19 protein-coding genes are annotated in these 20,312 nt (G+C 61.3%); 5 read left to right on the top strand and 14 right to left on the bottom strand.

Annotated elements, in window-relative coordinates; genetic code table 11:
- Nucleotides 1-69: 69 nt before the first annotated feature.
- The 8 genes from phnE to H4V96_RS11185 form a co-directional block, all read right to left on the bottom strand.
- Entirely contained in the window at nucleotides 70-870 is an 801-nt protein-coding gene (phnE, locus tag H4V96_RS11220; RefSeq protein ID WP_196855190.1) for a phosphonate ABC transporter, permease protein PhnE, read from the bottom strand.
- Complete coding sequence (locus tag H4V96_RS11215) at nucleotides 867-1,679, bottom strand: ABC transporter permease (RefSeq protein WP_196855231.1); 813 nt, start codon at nucleotides 1,677-1,679, stop codon at nucleotides 867-869. The genes phnE and H4V96_RS11215 overlap by 4 nt, the downstream gene beginning before the upstream one ends.
- 17 nt (nucleotides 1,680-1,696) lie before the next feature.
- Entirely contained in the window at nucleotides 1,697-2,515 is an 819-nt protein-coding gene (locus H4V96_RS11210) for an ATP-binding cassette domain-containing protein (RefSeq protein WP_196855191.1), read from the bottom strand.
- A gap of 66 nt (nucleotides 2,516-2,581) precedes the next feature.
- Nucleotides 2,582-3,460, bottom strand: a complete 879-nt coding sequence (locus H4V96_RS11205) for a putative selenate ABC transporter substrate-binding protein (RefSeq protein ID WP_029496418.1) — start codon at nucleotides 3,458-3,460, stop codon at nucleotides 2,582-2,584.
- Between the two features lie 28 nt (nucleotides 3,461-3,488).
- A complete protein-coding gene (selD, locus tag H4V96_RS11200) occupies nucleotides 3,489-4,553 on the bottom strand; it encodes a selenide, water dikinase SelD (protein WP_196855192.1) in 1,065 nt (354 codons plus the stop codon).
- 45 nt (nucleotides 4,554-4,598) lie between these two features.
- Nucleotides 4,599-5,690, bottom strand: coding sequence for a tRNA 2-selenouridine(34) synthase MnmH (gene mnmH, locus H4V96_RS11195; RefSeq protein ID WP_196855193.1), 1,092 nt, complete (start codon nucleotides 5,688-5,690; stop codon nucleotides 4,599-4,601).
- Between the two features lie 66 nt (nucleotides 5,691-5,756).
- Nucleotides 5,757-6,446 carry an LrgB family protein gene (locus tag H4V96_RS11190; protein ID WP_280720935.1) on the bottom strand — a complete coding sequence of 230 codons (690 nt, stop codon included), beginning with the start codon at nucleotides 6,444-6,446 and terminating at the stop codon, nucleotides 5,757-5,759.
- Nucleotides 6,443-6,901 (bottom strand): CidA/LrgA family protein, encoded by a 459-nt coding sequence (locus H4V96_RS11185; protein WP_196855195.1) that lies wholly within the window; start codon nucleotides 6,899-6,901, stop codon nucleotides 6,443-6,445. The genes H4V96_RS11190 and H4V96_RS11185 overlap by 4 nt, the downstream gene beginning before the upstream one ends.
- 103 nt (nucleotides 6,902-7,004) lie before the next feature.
- Here H4V96_RS11185 and H4V96_RS11180 point away from each other — a divergent pair, with 103 nt between their 5' ends.
- Nucleotides 7,005-7,913, top strand: a complete 909-nt coding sequence (locus H4V96_RS11180) for a LysR family transcriptional regulator (protein WP_196855196.1) — start codon at nucleotides 7,005-7,007, stop codon at nucleotides 7,911-7,913.
- A gap of 26 nt (nucleotides 7,914-7,939) precedes the next feature.
- Nucleotides 7,940-8,776: a glutaminyl-peptide cyclotransferase gene (locus H4V96_RS11175; protein WP_196855197.1), complete on the top strand. Its 837-nt coding sequence runs from the start codon at nucleotides 7,940-7,942 to the stop codon at nucleotides 8,774-8,776.
- A gap of 262 nt (nucleotides 8,777-9,038) precedes the next feature.
- Here H4V96_RS11175 and H4V96_RS11170 read toward each other — a convergent pair whose 3' ends face one another.
- The 4 genes from H4V96_RS11170 to H4V96_RS11155 all read right to left on the bottom strand — a co-directional run bounded on the left by H4V96_RS11170 (nucleotide 9,039) and on the right by H4V96_RS11155 (nucleotide 11,119).
- Entirely contained in the window at nucleotides 9,039-9,287 is a 249-nt protein-coding gene (locus H4V96_RS11170) for a DUF3297 family protein (protein ID WP_010398340.1), read from the bottom strand.
- A gap of 181 nt (nucleotides 9,288-9,468) precedes the next feature.
- The gene (locus tag H4V96_RS11165) at nucleotides 9,469-9,855 is read right to left on the bottom strand and encodes a hypothetical protein (RefSeq protein ID WP_196855198.1); all 387 of its coding nucleotides are present in this window, start codon (nucleotides 9,853-9,855) and stop codon (nucleotides 9,469-9,471) included.
- A 208-nt stretch (nucleotides 9,856-10,063) separates the two neighbouring features.
- On the bottom strand, nucleotides 10,064-10,465 hold the full coding sequence (locus H4V96_RS11160) for a GFA family protein (protein ID WP_196855199.1): 402 nt from the start codon (nucleotides 10,463-10,465) through the stop codon (nucleotides 10,064-10,066).
- A gap of 63 nt (nucleotides 10,466-10,528) precedes the next feature.
- On the bottom strand, nucleotides 10,529-11,119 hold the full coding sequence (locus H4V96_RS11155; protein WP_196855200.1) for a type 1 glutamine amidotransferase family protein: 591 nt from the start codon (nucleotides 11,117-11,119) through the stop codon (nucleotides 10,529-10,531).
- Nucleotides 11,120-11,348: 229 nt separating this feature from the next.
- Here H4V96_RS11155 and H4V96_RS11150 point away from each other — a divergent pair, with 229 nt between their 5' ends.
- Nucleotides 11,349-12,995, top strand: coding sequence for a phosphoethanolamine transferase (locus H4V96_RS11150; RefSeq protein ID WP_280720934.1), 1,647 nt, complete (start codon nucleotides 11,349-11,351; stop codon nucleotides 12,993-12,995).
- A gap of 102 nt (nucleotides 12,996-13,097) precedes the next feature.
- On the opposite strand, the gene H4V96_RS11145 is transcribed toward H4V96_RS11150, so the two are convergent.
- Nucleotides 13,098-13,871, bottom strand: coding sequence for a ferredoxin--NADP reductase (locus H4V96_RS11145; protein WP_010398329.1), 774 nt, complete (start codon nucleotides 13,869-13,871; stop codon nucleotides 13,098-13,100).
- Between the two features lie 629 nt (nucleotides 13,872-14,500).
- Here H4V96_RS11145 and H4V96_RS11140 point away from each other — a divergent pair.
- Both H4V96_RS11140 and H4V96_RS11135 read left to right on the top strand, forming a co-directional pair.
- Nucleotides 14,501-16,006, top strand: coding sequence for a DASS family sodium-coupled anion symporter (locus tag H4V96_RS11140; RefSeq protein WP_196855202.1), 1,506 nt, complete (start codon nucleotides 14,501-14,503; stop codon nucleotides 16,004-16,006).
- A 149-nt stretch (nucleotides 16,007-16,155) separates the two neighbouring features.
- Nucleotides 16,156-18,003, top strand: coding sequence for an amidohydrolase (locus tag H4V96_RS11135; RefSeq protein ID WP_196855203.1), 1,848 nt, complete (start codon nucleotides 16,156-16,158; stop codon nucleotides 18,001-18,003).
- A gap of 90 nt (nucleotides 18,004-18,093) precedes the next feature.
- Here the strand turns inward: H4V96_RS11135 and H4V96_RS11130 are convergent, their stop codons facing one another.
- Entirely contained in the window at nucleotides 18,094-20,037 is a 1,944-nt protein-coding gene (locus H4V96_RS11130) for a cytochrome c/FTR1 family iron permease (protein ID WP_196855204.1), read from the bottom strand.
- Nucleotides 20,038-20,312: the final 275 nt, after the last annotated feature.

Genomic DNA, 20,312 nt, shown 5'->3' with positions numbered 1-20,312 from the left:
GGGGCCGCGCTGGCATGCAGTCAGTAGCGGGCGGCGAGGAGCAGTTTTTCATGCTGTAGACAGTCTCATTTATCGCGTCATGGCGCGGCGCAGCACGTAGCTGAGGCCATCGACGGCGGCCACCATCAGCAGCATGGCGACGATGACGGTGGCGGCGCTGGGCATCTGGAACAGCGACAGGTGGTATTTCAGCATCTGCCCCAGGCCACCCGCACCGACGACGCCAAGGATGGCGGCGGCGCGGATATTGTTTTCCCAGCGGTAGAGGGTATACGACATCATTTGCGGGCCGCACTGCGGCAAGGTGGCGTACAGGAAAGTGGCGGCGGGACGCGCGCCATTGATGCGCAAGCTGGCGGCCGGCAAGGGCGGGCAATTTTCAAACGCATCGGCAAACAAGCGTCCCAGCACGCCCACCGTGTGCAGCGCCAGCGCCAGGGTGCCCGCGAATGGGCCCAGGCCGGCGGCGATCAGCAGGATGGAGGCCCACACCAGTTCGGGGATCGAGCGCAGCACGTTCAATATTGCGCGCGTGGCATTGCGGGCCAGGGTACCGAAACGCCCGCTGGCGGGCAGGGCCAGCAGCGCGCCCAGGAGAGCGGCAATCACCGTGCCGATGGCCGACATGGCCAGGGTTTCGAAGGTGGCGACGCCAATTTTCATCAAAAAGTTGGGTGCCAGGTCGGGCGGGGCGAAGCCGTGCAGGAAGTCGGCGCTCGTGCGCACGGCATCGGCGCTAAAGAATTCGCCCCATTTCAAGGGCAGGGTGGCAAAGCTGGCGATGACCAGCAGCACTAAGCCGGCCAGCAAGGCCCAGGTCGACCAGCGCACGCGAGGCGAAACAGGCAGCATGGAGGTGTCATTCTTCATGCCAGTCTCCGGCGCAGCATTGCCGAGACCGCGTCGGCGCCCGCCACCAGCAGCACGAACACGATCAGCATGGTGGCCAGCTCATTGCCTGCCATCATCTTCATCGATTCATCCATGCGCTGGCCCAGGCCACCGGCGCCGACAAAGCCCATCACGACGGAGCCGCGGATCGCGCACTCCCAGCGGTAAATCGTGTAGGACACCAATTCGGCGGCCGATTCGGGCAGGGCGCCGTACAGCAAGGCTTGCAGGCGGCCGCTGCCGTTGTGCAGCAAGGCGTTGCAGGCGGCGGCGTCCGACGATTCGAGCACTTCCGCATACACCTTGCCCAGCATGCCGCAATACGTGAGGGCAATGGCAATCACGCCCGCCGTCGGCCCCAGACCGACGATGCGCACCAATAACAAGGCCCACACCAGTTCCGGCACGCTGCGCAGCAGCACCAGCAGCGCACGCACGCAATGGCGCACGCCAGCGGCGAGCGGCGACACTTGGCCAGAGCCGATGCGCGAAATCGACAGGCGCTCCGTCACCAGGAGGGTCAGGGGTATGGCGCCCAGCATGGCCAGCGCCATGCCGGCCGTGGCCATGGCGATGGTTTCCCAACTGGCAATGGCCACCAGGTGCAAAAATTCCAGTGTATGGGCGGGTGGCACGAAGCTGGCAATGAATTGCCAGGTGGCCGCCAGGCTTTGCGCATCGCATAAAATCCACGGCTTAAATTCAGCCTGCACCAGCATCGGCCACAGCACCAGCAGCACGACGGCAGCGGCACTGAGGCGGGCGCGCCAGGCCGGATCGCGCGGCATGGCGGCATTCGCGGTTTTCAGCAAAGCGGCCTCGCAGCGTCCAGGTTCGCTTGTAGCGCATCGGCCTCGGCCTGGGGCGCGGCGTCGGCCTTGTTGCGGTACAGTTGTTCGATCATGGCGTCGCTGACCTCGGCGCTGGCCGCGTCGAAGACGATTTGGCCGTCGCGCAGGGCGACGATGCGCGTAAAGCAGGCGCGCGCGATGTCCACCTGGTGCAGGCTGCAGATCAGCGTGGCATGGCGCGCTGTCGCTTCGGCTTGCAGCACATTCATCGTCTGCACAGCGAGTGTGGGATCGAGCGCGGACAACGGTTCGTCGACGAGGAACACTTGCGCATTCGATACCAGCGCGCGGGCCATGCCGCAGCGCTGGCGTTCGCCGCCGGACAGGCGATCGACGCGCGCATACAATTTGTCTTGCAGCTCGAATTTGCCCAGCGCTTCCCAGGCGGCGCGCGGATCGACGGGCGCCAGCAGGGAACGGATCGCCGTCCACAAGCTCCATTGCGGCAAGCGTCCCGCCAGCACGGCATTGACGACGCGCTGGCGCGGCGGCAGCGGTGGCGTTTGCGGCGCCAGGAACAAGCGCGCGCGCAAGGCGTGGCGCTCGGCGCTGCCGATCTGCCAGGGAGAACTGCCCAGTACGCTCAAGCTGCCCGATGCGGGGCGCAGCGCGCAGGCCAGTGTGTGCAGCAAGCTGGTCTTGCCGGCGCCGGAAGGGCCGATCAGGGCGATCTGTTCACCTTGGGCCACGTTCAGGTCCAGCTCGCGCAGGGCCAGCGCATTGCTGGCGGCGCCCGCGTGGTGGACGCTGACCTTGTGAAGTTGGAATGTCATGCGAGAGTGGGGAAAGTGCTGGCCAGCGCACCGCAGTGGCGGCGCCGGCCAGCGGATTGGCTTGCTTTACTTGAGCAGACCGGCATCGCGCGCGGCAGCTTCGATATCTTTGTAGTTCTCGGCCTTGGTCGGGATGAACTTCGTGGCGCGCTGGAGCTCGAGGATTTCCTTGCCTTCAGGCGTGGATGGGTCCAGCGCCAGGAAGGCGTCCGTCAGCTTCTTGCGCACCACGGGGTTCATGTCGGCGCGCACGCTCCAGTTGTAATCGTAGTAGCCGGGCGTGGTGTAAAACACGCGCACCTTGCTTGGATCAACCTTTTTCGCTTCGAGCAATTTTTCCCACACGGAAATATTCAAGGTGCCGGCATCGACCTTGCCACCGGCGACAGCGGCGACGGTGGCGTCATGCGCACCGGAAAACGCGATGCGCTTCATGTCCGTGTCCGGGTTGATCTTGGCTGCCAGCAGGTAGTAGCGCGGCATCAAGTGGCCCGAGGTCGACGATTCCGAACCGAACGTGAAGTTCTTGCCCTTCAGGTCGGACAACTGATTGATGTCTTTGCTGGTGGTGACGAAGACGGAGCGAAACTTCGTGTCTTCCTCGCGCTGCACCAGGGGCACGATCTTGCCGCCGCTGCGTACGTTCGCCTGAACAAACGTAAAGCCGCCGAACCAGACCATGTCGAGCTTGTTGTTGATCAAGCCTTCGACCGAGGCCGCGTAATCGGTGACGGGCGTAAATTCCACCTTCATGCCCAGCTTTTTCTCCAGATAGCTGCCCAGCGGCTTGAACTTGCGCTGCAATTCCGTCGGTGCTTCATCGGGGATGGCGGACACGCGCAGCACTTGCTGCGCTTGCGCCAGGCCGCTGTGGATGGCCAGGGTGGCGGCGACGGTGGCCAGGATGGCGGGGAACTTGTTCAATGAGGTGGAGAACTTGGTCATGGGACTGCCTTTGCAAAAAATTTGTTCATTAAAATACTGAAACCCCGGTCGTGCCTTCCTGCATCTCACCGATGACGGCGGCGTCGCCAAAGCCTTCGGCGCGGAAAATCGCCAGCACTTGCTCGACGGCTTCCGGCGCACAGGCTACCAGCAGAGGGCCGGCCGTTTGCGGGTCCGTCAAAATCGCCTTGTCGATGGCGCTCAGGCTGTCGTCCAGCGCCACTTGCGCGCCATAGCCCTGCCAGTTGCGCCCCGAGGCGCCCGTGATGTTGCCATTTTGCGCCAGTTGCAGCACTTGCGGCAGCAGCGGCACGTCTTGCATGGCGATGCGCGCCTGCAATTTGGCGCCGCGCGCCAGCTCCAGCGTATGGCCGAGCAAGCCAAAGCCCGTCACATCCGTGAGCGCATGCACGCCGTCGAGCAGGGCCAGTTTCTTGCCCGGGGTATTCAATTTAGTGGTGTTATCGATCAAGGACGCGTAGCCATCGGCGTCCAGCGCGTTTTTCTTCAGCGCAGCGGACAAAATACCCACGCCGATCGGCTTGCCCAGCACCAGCTTATCGCCGGCGCGGGCACCGGCGTTGCGTTTCACCTGCGAGGGGTGAACCAAGCCCAGTACCACCAGGCCATAGATGGGCTCGACGGAATCGATGGTGTGGCCGCCCGCGATGGGGATGCCGGCCTGGGCGCAGATGGTTTCTCCGCCCTTTAAGATGAGGCCGATGGTTTCCACCGGCAGCTTGTTGATCGGCATGCCGACCAGAGCCAGTGCCATGATGGGCGTGCCGCCCATGGCGTATACGTCGGAAATGGCATTGGTGGCGGCGATGCGGCCAAAGTCGAACGGATCATCGACGATGGGCATGAAGAAATCCGTGGTGGCGATCAGCGCCTGCTCGTCGTTGAGCTGGTAGACAGCCGCGTCATCCGAGGTTTCTATGCCGACCAGCAATTCCTTGGGCAGGGGAAAGCCGCCGCTGCCCTTTAAAATGTCGGCCAGTACGCCGGGCGCAATTTTGCAGCCGCAGCCGCCGCCATGGGAAAACTCGGTCAATCGGATGGGTGTATTGGGTGTTGCTGCGCTATCGGACATGGTCGTCATCCTGCTCAAAAAGTTCATTAGAAGCCGCGCCAGCGCTCACGCGGCGCTAGCGGTACGGGGTGCGCCGACGATAGCACATAATGCACGCGCGGCTTGCTCAAAGGCATGTTCTGAAATATCGGGCAAGATCAGCGGCGCCGCCTGGGCGTAGCGGCTGAAGTTGCGGGCGATCGATTGCCGGTAGACGGGGTCGTAGTGCTGCACCAGCAACTGTTCTACCAGCTCGGCCATGCGGCCCGAGGTGGCCAGCTGCTGCCAGTGGGCAATTTTCTCGTGGCCATGCAGCTGCGTCAACAGGGCCAGCTGCACGTTCAGACGCTCGGCGTCGAGCACGTAATGCGCGTAATCATCCATCAGCAGTTGCACCCGCTGTTGCGTGGCCAACTGCACATCCGTGCACTCGGCTGCGCGCATCTTGTCCATCAGCGCGTCGGGCACACGCAAACGGCCCACTTTTTTGCTTTCGGATTCGATGAATACGGGCAGTTGCGCGTCGAAATGACGCAGTTGCTGCCACAGCGCACTTTCAAACGCCTTTTGCGAAGGCTGGTCTGCGTCCGGCAAGCCGCCCAGTACGGAGCCGCGGTGGGCGGCCAGGTCTTCCAGGTCGATCACTTGCGCGCCTTGCTTATTCAGTACCTGCAGCAAACGGCTCTTGCCGCTGCCCGTGGGGCCGCACAGCACGTTGATGAAGTCAAAGCGTTCAGGCAGGGTCGCCAGTTCGGCGTTCACATGGCGCCGGTAATCCTTGTAGCCACCGTCAAGCTGCGTCACGGGCCAGCCGATGCGTGCCAGGATGTGCGCCATGGCGCCGCTGCGGTTGCCGCCGCGCCAGCAGTAGACGAGGGGCTTCCAATCGTGCGGGTGGCCCAGGAAACCTTCTTCGATATGGCGCGCGATATTTTTCGCCACCAGCGCCGCACCCAGCTTTTTCGCCTCGAAGGCGCTGGTCTGCTTGTACAGGGTGCCCACGCGCACGCGCTGCTCGTCGTCCAGCACGGGCAGGTTGATGGCGCCCGGCAAGTGGTCTTCGGCGAACTCGGACGGGCTGCGCACATCGATGATGGCATCGAATTCGTGCAAGCGGGACAGGATGTCGCTGAAAGGCAGGACTGCAGGGTATTTCATCGTGGCGCGGCTGCTTCAAATGGGGAAAGACGTATTATCCCCGATAAAGGCCTGCGCCGTGGCGCCTTAGCCTAACAATCTGCCCAGTAGCGGCGCCAGCAGTACCGTCACGACGCCCGAGAAGATCATTGTCAAGCTGGCCACGGCGCCTTCTTCCGTACCCACGCGGCGCGCCACGGACAGGCCGAAACCGTGCGCGGCTGCGCCATACGGGGCGCCACGGGCGATGCGCATGCGCAAGGGCAGCAGTTTCAGCAAAGGCTTGCCTAGCAGCAAGCCGAACAAACCCGTCATCACGACAAAAATCCCTGTCAGCTGGGCCGAGCCGCCCATCTGGCGCGACGCTTCCAGCGCGAAGGGCGTCGAGACCGAGCGCGCCAGCAGGCTGCGCGCCATGTCGCCGTGCACGCCCAGCAGCCGATCCAGCAGCAGGGTGGCGGCCACGGAGGCGACGATGCCGGCGCAACTGCCCAGCGACAAGGCCAGCCCATGCTTGCGTATCAGCTTGCGCTCCTGGAAGATGGGCAGTGCGAAGGCGACGGTGGCCGGCCCCAGCAGCCATGGCAGCCAGCGCGTTTCGCCAAAATACGTGGCGAACGGCGTCGAGGTCAGCTGCACGATGAGGATCAGGATGGCCGAGGTGCAGATGGCGGGCGTCAGCAAAAAATGTGGATAGCGGCGGTGCACGGCTTGGTTGGCATAGAACAAGACCAGCGTCAGCAGCAAGAACAGCAGGGACAGCAGCAAGGTGCTCATGCTGCCGCCCTGGCTGCGCGCAGGCGCAGCAGTTTTTGCAGGCGCAGCTTGCGCTCATAGCGGCACACCCATTCCACCGTCAACGCCGTAGCCAGCATCACGCTGGCAAAACCGAGGCCGATATTTACGAACAGCATCACCCCTTGTGTCTTCAGTAGTTGTGTAAATTGCACCACGGATACGACCAGCGGAATAAAGAACAGCAGCATGTTCGCCAGCAGCCAGTTCGCGCCCAGCTCGATGGCGGCCGGCTGCAGCCAGCCCGCCAGCAGCAGCGCCACTAGCACGAACAGGCCTACCACGCCGCCGGAAAACGGCAAATGCAGGGCGGAAGCGGCCTCGTCCGCCAGCCACCAGGCGGCAATCAGGATACCCACTTGCCACGCGGTCAGCACGCTTTGGCGCCAGGCGGGGAGGGATGGCAGGACGCTGCTGGGAGGATGTAAGGCTTTCACGGCGGGCTTTCTAGCGGCTGGGGGAAGTTTTCATTGTAGTGACGCCACATCAAAAGATAAAATGACTTAAACTTATGATTATCATTCGATATTGGAATGCATCATGGATATCCGCTCGCTGCGCTACTTCGTCGAGGTGGTCGAACAGAACAGTTTTACACGCGCGGCCGCCAAGCTGTATGTGACCCAACCCACCGTCAGCAAGATGATTGCCCAGCTCGAGCAATCGCTGGACCTGGCTTTGCTGGACCGCGCCGGCAAGCGTTTTAGCTTGACCGACGCGGGCAAGGTGGTGCTGTCGCGCGCGCATGAATTGCTGGCATTGCACGCGGAACTGAAGGTGGCATTGCGCGACTTGCAAGAGCTGGAGCGGGGCGAGCTGCGCGTGGGGGTGTCGCCGCAGACGCATTCCACCCTGGCGCCATGGCTGGCCGAATACCACCAGCGCTACCCGGGCATCGAGTTAAAGATGTATGAAAGCGGCACGCAAGCGATCGAGCGCGACTTGCGCACGGGAACGGTGGAGCTGGGCACCATGCTCGACTACCCGGGCAATGCCGCAACCTGGCAGGATTTCGAAGCCTTGCCCCTCGTGCGCTCACCGCTATGCCTGCTGGCCGCGCCCGGCTCGCCTTGGCAGGGCCGCAGCAGCGTGGCCCTGGCCGAGCTGGCCGACAGTCCATTCATCTTTTACGGCGCCGCGTTTGCCCTGAACGAGATCGTGCTCGATGCCTGCCAGCGGGCCGGTTTTGCGCCGCGCATCACCGGCCGCAGCGGCCAGTGGGACTTCATTGCCTCGCTCGTGCGTCTGGGCGTGGGTATTTGCCTGCTGCCGAAGATGTATTGCGACACGCTAGCGCCAGCGCAATTTGACATCATTCCGCTGGCCGGCCCACCCGTGGAGTGGAATCTGATGCTGGCCTGGCGCCGCGGCGGACGATTGTCGTTTGCCGCGCGCGCCTGGCTCGAGCTCGTCAGGGAGCGCATGGCCGATGCGCCACGGTTACAATAGGCATCAGCCAACTTCCGCCCGAGCAGATGAACATTAACGCCAACGCCAACGCCAAGGGTACAGCCAAAATCAAACGCAGCACCGGCTCACTGCTGCTGGGATTGTTATGCAGTATGGGTCTGATGAGCGAAATGGGCTACGCCCAAGCCGCCATTCCCGTGTATGGCTACTTTGTCAAGAATGCTTATCCGCACGACGCCCGGGCGTTCACCCAGGGCTTGCTGTTCAAGGATGGTCACCTGTATGAAAGTACGGGCCAAAACGGCCAGTCCTCGCTGCGCAAGGTAGAATTGAGGACGGGCAAAGTGCTGCAGAAAAGCATGCTCGACAAAAAAGTCTTCGGTGAAGGCATCACCGCCGTCGGCGACGAGATCCTGGGCCTGACATGGGTTTCGCAAACTGGCTATGTGTTCGACCAGAAGAGCTTCAAGCTCAAGCGCACCTTCAGCTACCAGGGCGAAGGCTGGGGCCTGGCCAGCGACAGTCAATTTGTTTACATGAGCGATGGCAGTTCCGCCGTCCGCGTGCTCGATCCGAAAACCCTGGCCGAAATGCGCCGCTTCGAAGTGAAGGCCGAGGGGCGCCCCATCGAGCGCCTGAACGAGCTCGAAATGGTCGACGGCGAGCTGTTTGCCAATGTGTGGGGCGCCGACGTGATCGCCCGCATCGATCCGGCCAGCGGCAAGGTCGTAGGCTGGATCGACTTGTCGGGCTTGCTGCCGCCCGAGCAGCGAGGTACGGCCAACCCTGACGCCGTACTCAACGGTATCGCCTGGGATGCGCGCGGCAAGCGTTTGTTTGTCACGGGCAAACTGTGGCCCAAGCTGTTCGAAATCGAGCTGATTGAAATTGAGCGCCGTTGATGCTGCCTGGCGGACAGTGTTGCTTCGCCTTGATGGCGCCTCATGAAAATGTGCTTTTGCTATCGAGGTCAGCGCCAGCGACTACGAAGGCAAGGGGGGGTGGGGGGGGAGTGGGGGGCAGGCACGGTCAGGGGCTGATTTCTTGCGCCTGCCAGCGGCAGCTGTCGGCTTGATCGCCAGTCGACTAGCGAATGCGGGGGGATATCTGCAGACGTAGAAAAGGCCGATGAAGATCGGCCTCGATGATTACTGCATGTGTTGCTTAGCGGTAAAACGCTTCGACTTTGCCCTTCAATTTGATCTGCAGCGGACGGCCGCGGCGATCGAGCGACTTGGTGGAAGCGACCTTGATCCAGCGTTCGCTGATGCAATATTCTTCCACGTCAAGACGTTCCTTGTCGTTGAAGCGGATGCCGACGTCGTTCTCGAACACGGCTGCGACGTGGTAAGGGCTGCTAGGGTCGATCGACAGGCGATCGGGCAATGGGGGTAAGGTGGTGGTATCGTTCATGGGCGTAATTATCGCCCAGAATGCCGATCCAGACAACGGCCTTTCGCACCTCACCCGTCGGGCCGCCCAGGCGATAGCGTGACTGGCCCTACGGCACCCACGGACCGGCACGGCTCTGCCGCACCGGCCCTTGCTGCCGCGAAGTGCCGGCAGATTTACCGGCAATCACACGCTTCGGCAATCAGGATTTGTCACTATCCTTGTGGCTTTGACGCCCCGTTTCCATGCGCTTGTCATGCGCGCCGCCGTGCGAGCCGGCGCCCGAACCTGATTGTTCACTGGCGCTCTTGCCTGGCCCCATTTGTTGCGAGCCAGATTGCTTGTCGCCGTCATTCTTGTTGCTTGGGCGGTTTGCCTCGGCATTGTGCCCCTGCTTGCCGTCGTGGGTGCCGCCCGATGACTGGCGGCTGGCCGATGCCTTGTCCGGCTGCTGCTTGTCTGACTGTTGGTTTTCCGACTGCTTGTTGCCTGACTGTTGGTCGCCTGACTGTTGCTTGCCCGATTGCTGTTTGCTCGACTGCTGTTTGCTCGACTGATTAAGGCTTTTGTCATTGCTGTTTGAAGTCATGATCGTTACCCCTTTGCTTAGTTTGCGTCATCATCGGCAGCAAGGATGGCGTAAGGATGGATTAAGCGTGCCACTGCCTTGCCTCCGGCGCCGTGCAGCACCGTTAAGGTCATTTTCGCTGCCGGACGCCGGCTTAACCATAGGGGTACTAGCTGTCGCCACGTAGGAAAACTCCGTCATGCGTGGCAACCATTTCTGCATTGCATTTTTACAGATGCCGCGTTTCCTGCGGCGACGTGTCCCATGCGTCATGCCAGCCATCGACAAAGGTGACGGGCACTTGGGCCAGCTCGGCCACCGAGGCGTCATCGAGGCAGTTGATGCCGATGCCAACAAATGGGCCGCTGCGCGCGGACTCGCCGTAGCCGAACGGGCGCACGCCGCAATGGCGGCAAAAATAGTGGCGTTCGCGCCCGGCGCCGAAGCGGTATTGGCTCAAGTGCGTTTCTCCTGCCAGCAAGCGGAAGGAGGTGGGCGGCACCTGGCTGGCCCAGCAACGCATTTTCAGGCAATAGGAACAGTTACAGCGCAGGCTGGGAGCCGCCAAGTCGATCTCGACCGCGAAGCGCACACTGCCGCAGTGACAACTGCCATGGTAGGTTTTTTTCATCGTGGGTCTTTTAGCGCGATGCCGTACTGTCATGCTGGCGCACCTGCGCGCGCTGGCTGCCGACTAGCGCGCAGGCTGGATTGCGGAAGCCTTGCCGTGCTCGGCACCATGCAAGGCGAGATAGGCCGCCAGCTTCTGGTCGGCGATGCCCAGGGCGCGCAACACTTCTTGCGTGAAGGTGATGGGTGCCGTGCCGGGCGCCGTGACGATGCGCTGATCGGCCACGGCCCAGGGCACGTCCTGGTACATGGCGCCGCCCGCATAGCCAAGCTGTTGCAGATTGTCGGCGCAATTGGAAGTATGGCGCACTTTATCGAGCACGCCTGCCTGCGCCAGCACGCGGGTGCCGTCGCAAATGCCTGCCAGTACCGCGCCCTTATCGCGCGCGGCGCGCAGCAAGGGACCCAGATCAGGCGCCTTGCCGCTTTGCCAGTAGCTGCCGCCACACACCATCAGCAAGTCGAGTTCATCAAGAGAAATGGCCTCCAGCGCCAGTTGCGGCGTGACTTGCATGCCGCCGGACGAGGTGACCGGCAGGCCGCCCGGCGTGGCGAACTGCGTACAAAAGCCGTAATACTGGCGTGCCGTGGCATTGAACAGGGCGGTTTCCCAATCGGCAAAGTTCTCGCTCAGAATGGTGATAGCACGTGGCATGAAAAGTCCTGTCGCAGGTTGAGATATCGATAGTACAGGCTGGCTAGCCTGCTGGTAGCGAAAGCATAACAAAAAATACGGACAGTTTCTGGCAGGAGTGGGCTTGCAACGTCGCTACCACCTTGCAGGGGCGATTGCGCTACAATCGCCGGCTGCGTTCGCGTGGACCTGTCCAGCTTGAATGCCTATTAGCTATTCTATTACCTGTCACCTATTACCTATCGCCTCCATGCTGATTTTGTTTTGCCGTGTCCTGTCCAGCATTGCTGGCCTGTTGCTGTTCTATCTCTTCGATCAGTTAAGTGCCAATGAATTGCTGAAATTGAGCGTCTTGCTGGCCGCCTTCCTGCTGGGCCTGTGCGGCGTGTTAAATGCCTGGCGCGGAAACGCCAGCGCCGGCGCGGTCACCATGTTGCTGCGCATCGTGGTGCTTGTGTTTTATCTCGATGCCGCCGTCAAAGGTTTTTTGCGTGGCTATTTTGGCATGCGACCCAATCCCAATGCTGTCTTACAGGCAATTTTTGCGACCGATCAAACAGAAACGCGAGAATTTTTCTTGCACAACAGCATCGCCCTGGCGCAAGCGATGGGCTGCTTTGTACTCGTGGCGGCGCTGCTGCTGCTGGCCGACCGCCAACTGCTGCGCTGGCAAGCGGCGCGTGAGCATGCCGCGCCGGGAATGCTGGCGAAGGGTTTTGCCGTCAGCATGGCCGTCTTTCTCGTGCTGCTGCACGTCAATACCACCATGCGGCGCGAAAATCCGGCCTTGTTCTGGCCGCTGCGCTACCAGCAGTACAATGCGCAGCTTGCAGCGATGCAGTCCATGCAGCATGCGCTGACGGCGTCCATGGCCGCGCCGCGCGACTGGCAGGTGCACTATACGGGCGAGGATGCGCGCAGCGTCATCCTGGTGATCGGTGAGAGTACCAACCGGGCCTCGATGTCGCTGTATGGCTACCCGCGCGCGACCACACCCCAGCTCGACGCCATGCGTGCGAAGCTGCTGGTGTTCAAGGATGTGATTTCACCCGCGTCCAGCACGGTGGAATCGATGATGACGATGCTCACACCGGCCGATATCGGCAACCCCGATGCGTGGATGGCCAAGCCCAACTTGCTGATGCTGGCCGAGGCGGCCGGCTACAAGACGTTCTGGGTCTCGAACCAGACGCGTAACGATGGCTGGATCGGACTACTGGCAGGCGAGGCCGATGAGAGCGACTTCATCAACTATGGCACCGGCCGCGGCGAAAATAATTTCGACGACCAGCTGTTCCAGCCGTTCGCCCACGCACTGGCCGATAGCGCGCCGAAAAAACTGATCGTGGTGCACTTGCTGGGCGCACACCCTAGCTATGCCATGCGCTATCCCAGCCGTTTTGCGTATTTCGACCAGGCGCATGACGCCGTCAGCGCGCAGATGGCCCGCCAAGGCAGATCTGGTGCCATACGCAAGCAGCGCGACGAGTACGATAACGCCATCCGCTATGGCGATTACGTGCTGGGCACCCTGATCGGCATGGCCGACAGGGCCAAATCAGACCGCGCCACCTCACTGCTGTTTGTTTCCGACCATGGCCAGGAAGTGGGCTACAACCGCAACCACGCGGGCCATTCCGCGTCCGATAAAAGCGGCTATGAAATTCCCATGTTGATCTGGAGCAATAGGCAAGCGCCACAATCAACGACCGCGCGCGCCGCGCTGGAAAGCCGGCCGTATCAAACTGACAAGCTCGATGCGACCGTGCTGGGCTTGCTGAAGATCGAGACACGCTATTACGCTGCGCATGACGATATCCTCAGCGGCACCTTTCAAGCCGTGCCGCGCTTCATGAATGGCTTGCAATACCAGCGCGGGGCAGTGCTGGCACCTTAAGCCAAGCCCTTAAGCTAAGAATAAAAAAACCCGGCCCCGCCGCGCAAAGCGGCGGGGCCGGGCCCCTGGTGTGTTGCCGATGATTTGACGATAAGTTGCCGATTACTTCTCGGCGAACGCGCGCTCGACAACGAAGTCGCCAGGCGTCGAGGTATTGCCTTCCTTGAAGCCACGCGCTTCGAGCATCTCTTTCAGGTCGCGCAGCATGTCCGAGCTGCCGCAGATCATGACGCGGTCTTCGGCCGGATTCAGCGCCGGCAAGCCGAGGTCTTCGGCCAGCTTGCCATTCTCGATCAGCGCCGTGATGCGCCCCATGTTGCGGAAGTCTTCGCGCGTGACGGTCGGGTAGTAGCGCAGCTTGTCGCTGACCATTTCGCCCAAGAATTCATGCTTCGGCAAATGCTCTTCCAGCAGCTCGCGGTAAGCCAGTTCATCGACTTGGCGCACGCCGTGCACGAGGATCAATTCGTCGAAGCGCTCGTAGATATCGGGATCACGCACGATGCTGAGGAAAGGCGCCAAGCCCGTGCCTGTCGACAGCATGTACAGGCGCTTGCCTGGCAGCAGGTAGTCGGACACCAGCGTACCCGTCGGCTTGCGCCCGACGATGACGGTGTCGCCCACTTGCAAGTGCTGCAAACGCGAGGTCAGGGGGCCGCCCGGCACCTTGATGCTGAAAAATTCCAGGTGGTCTTCGTAGTTGGCGCTGGCGATACTGTAGGCGCGCAGCAAAGGCTTGCCATCGACGCGCAGGCCAATCATGGTGAAATGACCATTCGAAAAACGCAGCGACGGGTCGCGCGTGGTGGTAAAGGAGAACAGGGTATCCGTCCAGTGGTGCACGCTTAATACGCGCTCTTCATTCATCGAACTCATAGTGGTTGTTGGCTGGTCAAAAAAATGGTTAGTTGCTGGCAACTGCTGGCAAAAGTGAAACCCTGTGTAGGCCCGAACGCTATTGTACTGGCGTCCACACGAAATTGTTACCGTCTATCACCGCCATTGCTGCCGCACGCGGTGCCGACATTATAGTGCGAATGGCAAGGCGGGGCTGAAATTTGCCCGCAACCGGGCCATGGCCATGCGCGTTCTTGACCTGGCTCACTTTTTCAGGGCACCGCTCAAGAGCTGCTGCCAACGCGGCCCAGCGCAAGTGTTACATGGCAGGCGCACCCCGCAGGCAATACGCACAGGATGGCAGGGCAGTGCATCGATCGATGCTTGCGTGCTTGCAATGGCGTCCTTGTCGGTTTGGCGGCATGAGGGGCGATGGTGTGAACGATGATGTGAAATATGTCGCGCGCAGATCAACGATTTTGCAATTGCCGGAAAAGATGCGCCAAATGGGGCAGGGTGTGGGGAAACCTTGCGTGTATGATATTTCCTAATAGAATTGTTGGGCATCATTCATTTTAAGGGCGCGCTTCTTGTGCCTTTCAGGCCCGGAATCTGCATGCATGATTCCGCTCCTCAGGATGCCTGACCCACAGCGAAAGGTCATACAGATGTATAAAACAGTGCGCGACATGTTCCTGCATTTCAAGCAAGCCGTCCCATTCCGCCTCGTCCCCGCCCTGCTTTGCACGGCCTTGCTGGTGAGCATGCTATTGCTGCCCGTCCCCGATGGTTTGACGCCCAAAGCCTGGGGCCTGGTGGCAATTTTCCTCACCACCATCCTGGCGATCATTTTAAAAGTCATGCCCATCGGCGTGATGGCCATGATGGCCATCGTCATCGTGTCATTATCACAAGTGACGTCGACCTCGTCCAAGGGCGCGATCACGGATGCACTCAGCAGTTTCTCGAATCCATTGATCTGGCTGATCGTCGTGGCGATTTTGATTTCGCGCGGACTCAAAAAGACGGGGCTGGGCAGCCGTATCGGCCTGCTGTTTATCTCCTTGCTGGGCAAGCGCACCATGGGTATCGGCTATGGCCTGGCGATTTGCGAACTGGTATTGGCGCCATTTACGCCAAGTAACACTGCGCGCGGTGGCGGCATCGTCCACCCCGTCATGAAGTCGATCGCCAACGCCTTCGACTCGGACCCGGCCAAGGGTACGGAAGGTAAAGTAGGCACTTATCTGGCCCTCGTCAACTACCACGCCAACCCGATTACCTCGGCCATGTTCCTCACAGCCACGGCGCCCAATCCGCTGGTGGTCGATTTTGTCGCCAAGGCCAGCGGCCAGAGCTTTCACCTGACATGGACCACCTGGGCCCTGTGCATGCTGCTGCCGGGCCTGGTCTGCCTGCTGGCGATGCCCGTGATTATCTATTGGCTGTCGCCGCCCGAACTGAAAGTCACACCGGACGCCGTCACCTACGCCAAGGCGCAATTGAAAAGCATGGGGCCGCTGTCGCCGTCGGAAAAAGTCATGCTGGGCACGTTTGCCTTGCTGCTGTTGCTGTGGGCCAATGTGCCCGCCACGCTGTTTGGTCCCGCGTTTTCGCTCGATGCGACGGTGGTCGCCTTTGTCGGCTTGTTCGTGTTGATTATTACCGGCACCATCGACTGGGACGACGTGCTGTCCGAAAAGAGCGCCTGGGACACTTTGGTGTGGTTTGGCGCGCTGGTAATGATGGCCGAGCAATTGAACAAAACGGGCGTGATCGCCTGGTTCTCGGCCGGCATGAAGGCGGCCATCGTCGCCAGCGGCATGGACTGGCTGCCGATTGCCGCTATCCTGGTGCTGGTGTTCGTGTTTTCGCATTACTTCTTTGCCAGTACGACAGCCCACATCAGCGCCATGCTGCTAGCCTTCCTGACCGTGGGCTTGCACCTGATCCCGGCCCAATACCACGTGCCCTTCATGCTGATGATGACGGCCGGCTCGGCCATCATGATGACCTTGACGCACTATGCGACAGGCACCTCGCCCATCATCTTTGGCAGTGGCTTCGTGACGATGGGTAACTGGTGGCGTGTGGGCTTCATCATGTGCGTGGTGGAATTGCTGATCTTTGCCGTTGTCGGCACGACCTGGTGGAAATTGCTCGGTTACTGGTAAGACGAGTTGCACCAACTGGCACGCCGGCGCACTGCAATGAGGGCAGTGCGCGCCTTTCCCGATAAAGTGAAAATTGTTGACGTATTGTTGACCTGAAACAAGCAATGACAGGCATGTGCAGTGACGTGACAATGTTTGAGTCTTTTTGATTGGCAAATCGCTATGCTGCCGAGGCAGGTTGCGCCTGCTGCAACCTGCCTTATTTGCCTGAACTGACGACCGGCCTGTTGACGGAAACCGCGCGCGGCGGTGAACTCGATGCGGCGTTTAAGCAAACCTACGCCCAGCACGCGCAGACACTGATGTCGCAAGCCGTGATCTTTCATAACGGTATCATTCATACCATGGCCAGCGCCGGCAGCGCGCAGGTGGAGGCACTGGGCATGGCCGGCGGCATCATCATTGCCATCGGCACGCTGTCCGAGGTGCGCCTGGCCATGCAAGCGCACCAGCCCAACGAAACAGACCTGCGCGGGCGCACCTTGCTGCCTGGCTTTGTCGAACCGCATATGCACGTCCTGCCCAGCGCGCTGTACAAGAGCTGGCTGTCGCTGACGCCTTTCCAGCAGGCACCGCGACAACAGGAGTTGAATCTGGAATACAGTTTCCAGAGCATCAGCCAGCAGATTCGCACCGCGCTGGCACAGCCGGACAAGCTGCCGAAAGACAAGAAAGGCCAGCCTTGGTTGCTGGGTTTTGGCATCGATCCCTCGCTGATGCAGCCCTGGGAAGACATCACCGTCACCCAGCTGGACCCGCTGAGCAGCACGGTGCCCATCTTGCTGATGAATTCTTCCGGCCACCTGGCCTATCTCAACACAGCTGCGATGAAGGCGGCAAACATCGAGGACACCCCTTCCGGTGTATTGACCGAGATTGGTATCAGCGCAGCGCTGAAGGTCGCGCCGCTTCCCAAGCTACTGGAATTTGTCGGCTGCCTGAAGCAGGTACTGGACGATGCATCGGCGATGGGATTTACCAGCGTATTCGACGCCGGCCTGGGTGCCACCGACCAGCCACAACTGGAAATCGGCTTGCTCAAACTGGCGGCACAGCTCGGTCCGGTGCGTATCGGCGCCGCACTGTTCACCCCGCCTCAAGAAGAGGTACTGGACAACTGGCTACAGACCTACACGCCGGATCTGGACAGCCAAGGCGAGCAGCGTTTCAGTCTCAGGGCGATTAAGCTGATCGCAGATGGCTCGAACCAGGGTTTGACCGGCTACCAGAGCCAGCCCTATGCCTGCTCGCATGAACATGCCATTCCTGACGTGCCCGACACCGGCTTGAACAATTACCAGGACACCTCCGTGTTTACCCGCATGCTGGACAAGGCGGTGGCGCACGGCTGGCCGGTGCTGGTGCACGCCAATGGCGACAAGGCGGTGCAATATGTACTGGAGAGCTACAGGCAGGTATTGACGCCACAGCCAGGTGGCCTCAGCGAAGAGCAGGCGCAGAAGCGGCGCCAGCTGCGCCTGCGGGTAGAGCACGCATCGCTGCTCAATGATGATGCCATCGATAAAATGGCTGAGCTGCAGTTAAACCCCAGCTTCCTCATTGGCCACGTCGGCTACTGGGGGCACACCTTCCAGAACACCATTTTCGGCCAGGAGCGCGCCCAGTTGCTGGACCGCTGCCAGTCGGCATTGAATGCGGGAATGCACGTCAGCCTGCACTCTGACCATTTCGTCTCGCCACTGGGCGCCTTGCGCATGATGGAACAGGCGGTATTTCGCACCATGGAAGGTTCGCGCGAGAAAGCGGTGCTGAATCAGGAAGAGCGTCTGAGCAGGATGGCAGCATTGCGCGCCGTCACGCTCGATGCTGCCTGGCATTGTCACCTCGACCATCTGGTTGGCTCGCTGGAAGTCGGAAAGCAGGCTGATCTGGTGATTCTTGCGCAAGACCCGCTCGACGAAAGCGTGCGCAAGCTGCGTGACATCGTAGTCGAAGAAACCTGGCAGGCCGGCGTTAAAGTACACAGCAAGACCTAATGCCCACGAGTGTCCCCGCCAAGCCCAATGGCAGCTGACCGTCATTGGGCAACGCCCGCATGCGGGCGTTGCCAGCGGGGATTGTCAAGCTCAGGCCGGCTTGTGCTTGCCAGCGCTAACGCGGTTCCAGCCATAGCCGGCGGCGACGATCAGCACGATGGCCGCCTGCGCCAGCAGAGTTTCCGCCGTGGGCAAGATACCCAGCAGGTCGATGCGCATGAAGTCGACCGGGGTGACGCCAACCCAGCCAGCTTCTTGCAATGCAGCCACGCCTTTACCCATCAGTATGACTGCCAGCACGGCCACGAAGGCGGACGTCAGCGAGAAGAACTTGTCGATAGGCATACGCGCGCTGGTACGCAGCAAGGCCCAGGCAATCACCACCAGCAACATGATGGCCACCAGGAAGCCGCCCAGCAGGGCGCCGCCGTTGCCATCGGCCGCCAGGGCGGAATAGAACAGCACGGTTTCAAAGACTTCGCGGTAGACGGCGATGAAGGCGAGGGCGAACAAGCCCCAGGCGGAGCGCCGCGAGATCGCTGCCGTGATTTTCTCGTGCAGGTATTGCTGCCAGCGTCCGGCGCTGCTCTTCTGGTGCATCCACAGGCCCACGCTGAGCAAGACCAGGGCTGCAAACACGGACCCGAGCCCTTCGCTCACTTCTCGGCTGGCGCCGCTGATGGTGACCAGATACGTTGCTGCCACCCACGTCAGGGCGCCCGCCACCAGCGCGCTGATCCAGCCGCCGTGCACATAGGGCAGCACATCGTTGCGCTTGGCCTTGCGCAAGAAGGCGATGATGCCGATCACGATCAGCAGCGCTTCCACGCCCTCGCGCAACAAAATCGTCAGGGCGCCGATAAAGGTCGTCATCGGCTCGGCCTTGGCGTTGCCGAGCTCCGCTTCCACGTGGGCAAACAATTGCTGCAGCTTTTCGCCCGCCGCCTCGGCGTCGGCTACCGTACCCTTGGCGACGGCGGAACGGTAGGCCAGCATGGCGTTTTCAACGGCCAGCAGCAGCGATTTGTTGCGCGCCCCCAGCATCGGCTCGATCGGCTCGAAACCGTCGAGGTAGGCCGACAGGCCCAGGCGCGTGGCCGCGGCGCGGTCGCCCGCTTGCACGGCGACCAGGCTTTCTTCCAGGCGCAATCGCGACAGGGCCAGGCCGGTCGGCTTGTGCGCTTCAGCCTTGTCGGGATGGCTGCGCAAGTAGGCCGTCAGCGCCTGCGCCTGGTCCGCGCCCAGCTTGGCTGCCGCCGCTTCCTGGGTCAGGGTCGTCACGGCGGCCAGGTCCGGGTACAGGCTTTTACTGCGCGCATCGTCCTGCCACAGCTTGTCACCGTGCGCACGCGCCGCCGCATCGTGCGACATGCCACCCACGAAGAAGGCCAGGTCCCAGCGCTCGTTTTCCGACAACTGCCCAAAACTGGCCATCGAGGTGCCCGCCACGCCTTGCGAGATGACCTGATACAGCGCCATCAGGCTGCGCGACTGCGCCCGTTCGCCATCTGTGAAGGCGATCGGCTTTGGTTCCAGGCCGGCTGCCAGCGGACCGTCGCCGCCACCGGCCACACCGTGACAAGAAGCACACTGGGCCACATACAGAGCGGCGCCGCGCGCCAAATTGGGCAACACCTTGGGTGCCACGGGAATCGGGTAGGCGGCAATCAACAAGCCGTTTGCATGTTGGGCCAGACGCTTGACTTCCACGCCGTCCGCCTTGGCGACGACGGCGGCGCGCAATTGGGCGATGGCAGCGGCAATGGCCGCCTTTGAAGCGTGGGCGGGCAGGGCGGCGATCTGTGTCGTTGCGTTGTCCGTGAAGTCGAGCATTTCTGCATATTCTGCTTCGCTGGCAACCTTGCCATGCTCGACAGCACCGCTGTAATCGACGGCAACGTAATCAATCAATTGCCACAACTGCTTGGCGCCGGCGCCAGTATCGGCCACTTGCGCTTGTGCGCTGCCGGCCAGCAACAGGCTGGCGGCCACGAGCGGGTAGCAGACGAGCCATTTCCTCATTCCAATGAACATGATTCTCATTCTCATTTATTATCAACCGGGCGACTATAGGATAGACAGTGCAGGGTGTCAACGGCAGCACGGCTGCGTGCGGGGGGGCAAAAGCGGCGCGCCTGTCAATATGCTTGAGCAGGTGGCTGGAGAATGGAATGCGTTGCAAGGCGGGCCGATGAGGCGGCAGGCGGGATACTGCTACGATGCGGGCTGCGCGTAGAGTCTTGTGGCCAGGCAGCTGCCAGGGTCATCCACTTGCAGACCACCGTTTGATCTATAGCCAGCGATGCCCA

Origin of the sequence: Janthinobacterium sp. CG_23.4 (genome assembly GCF_029892305.1) — a bacterium.
Lineage (GTDB): Bacteria > Pseudomonadota > Gammaproteobacteria > Burkholderiales > Burkholderiaceae_D > Janthinobacterium > Janthinobacterium lividum_D.
Note: the sequence above shows the minus strand (reverse complement) of the source record. Positions and strands in the feature narration are given on the sequence as shown.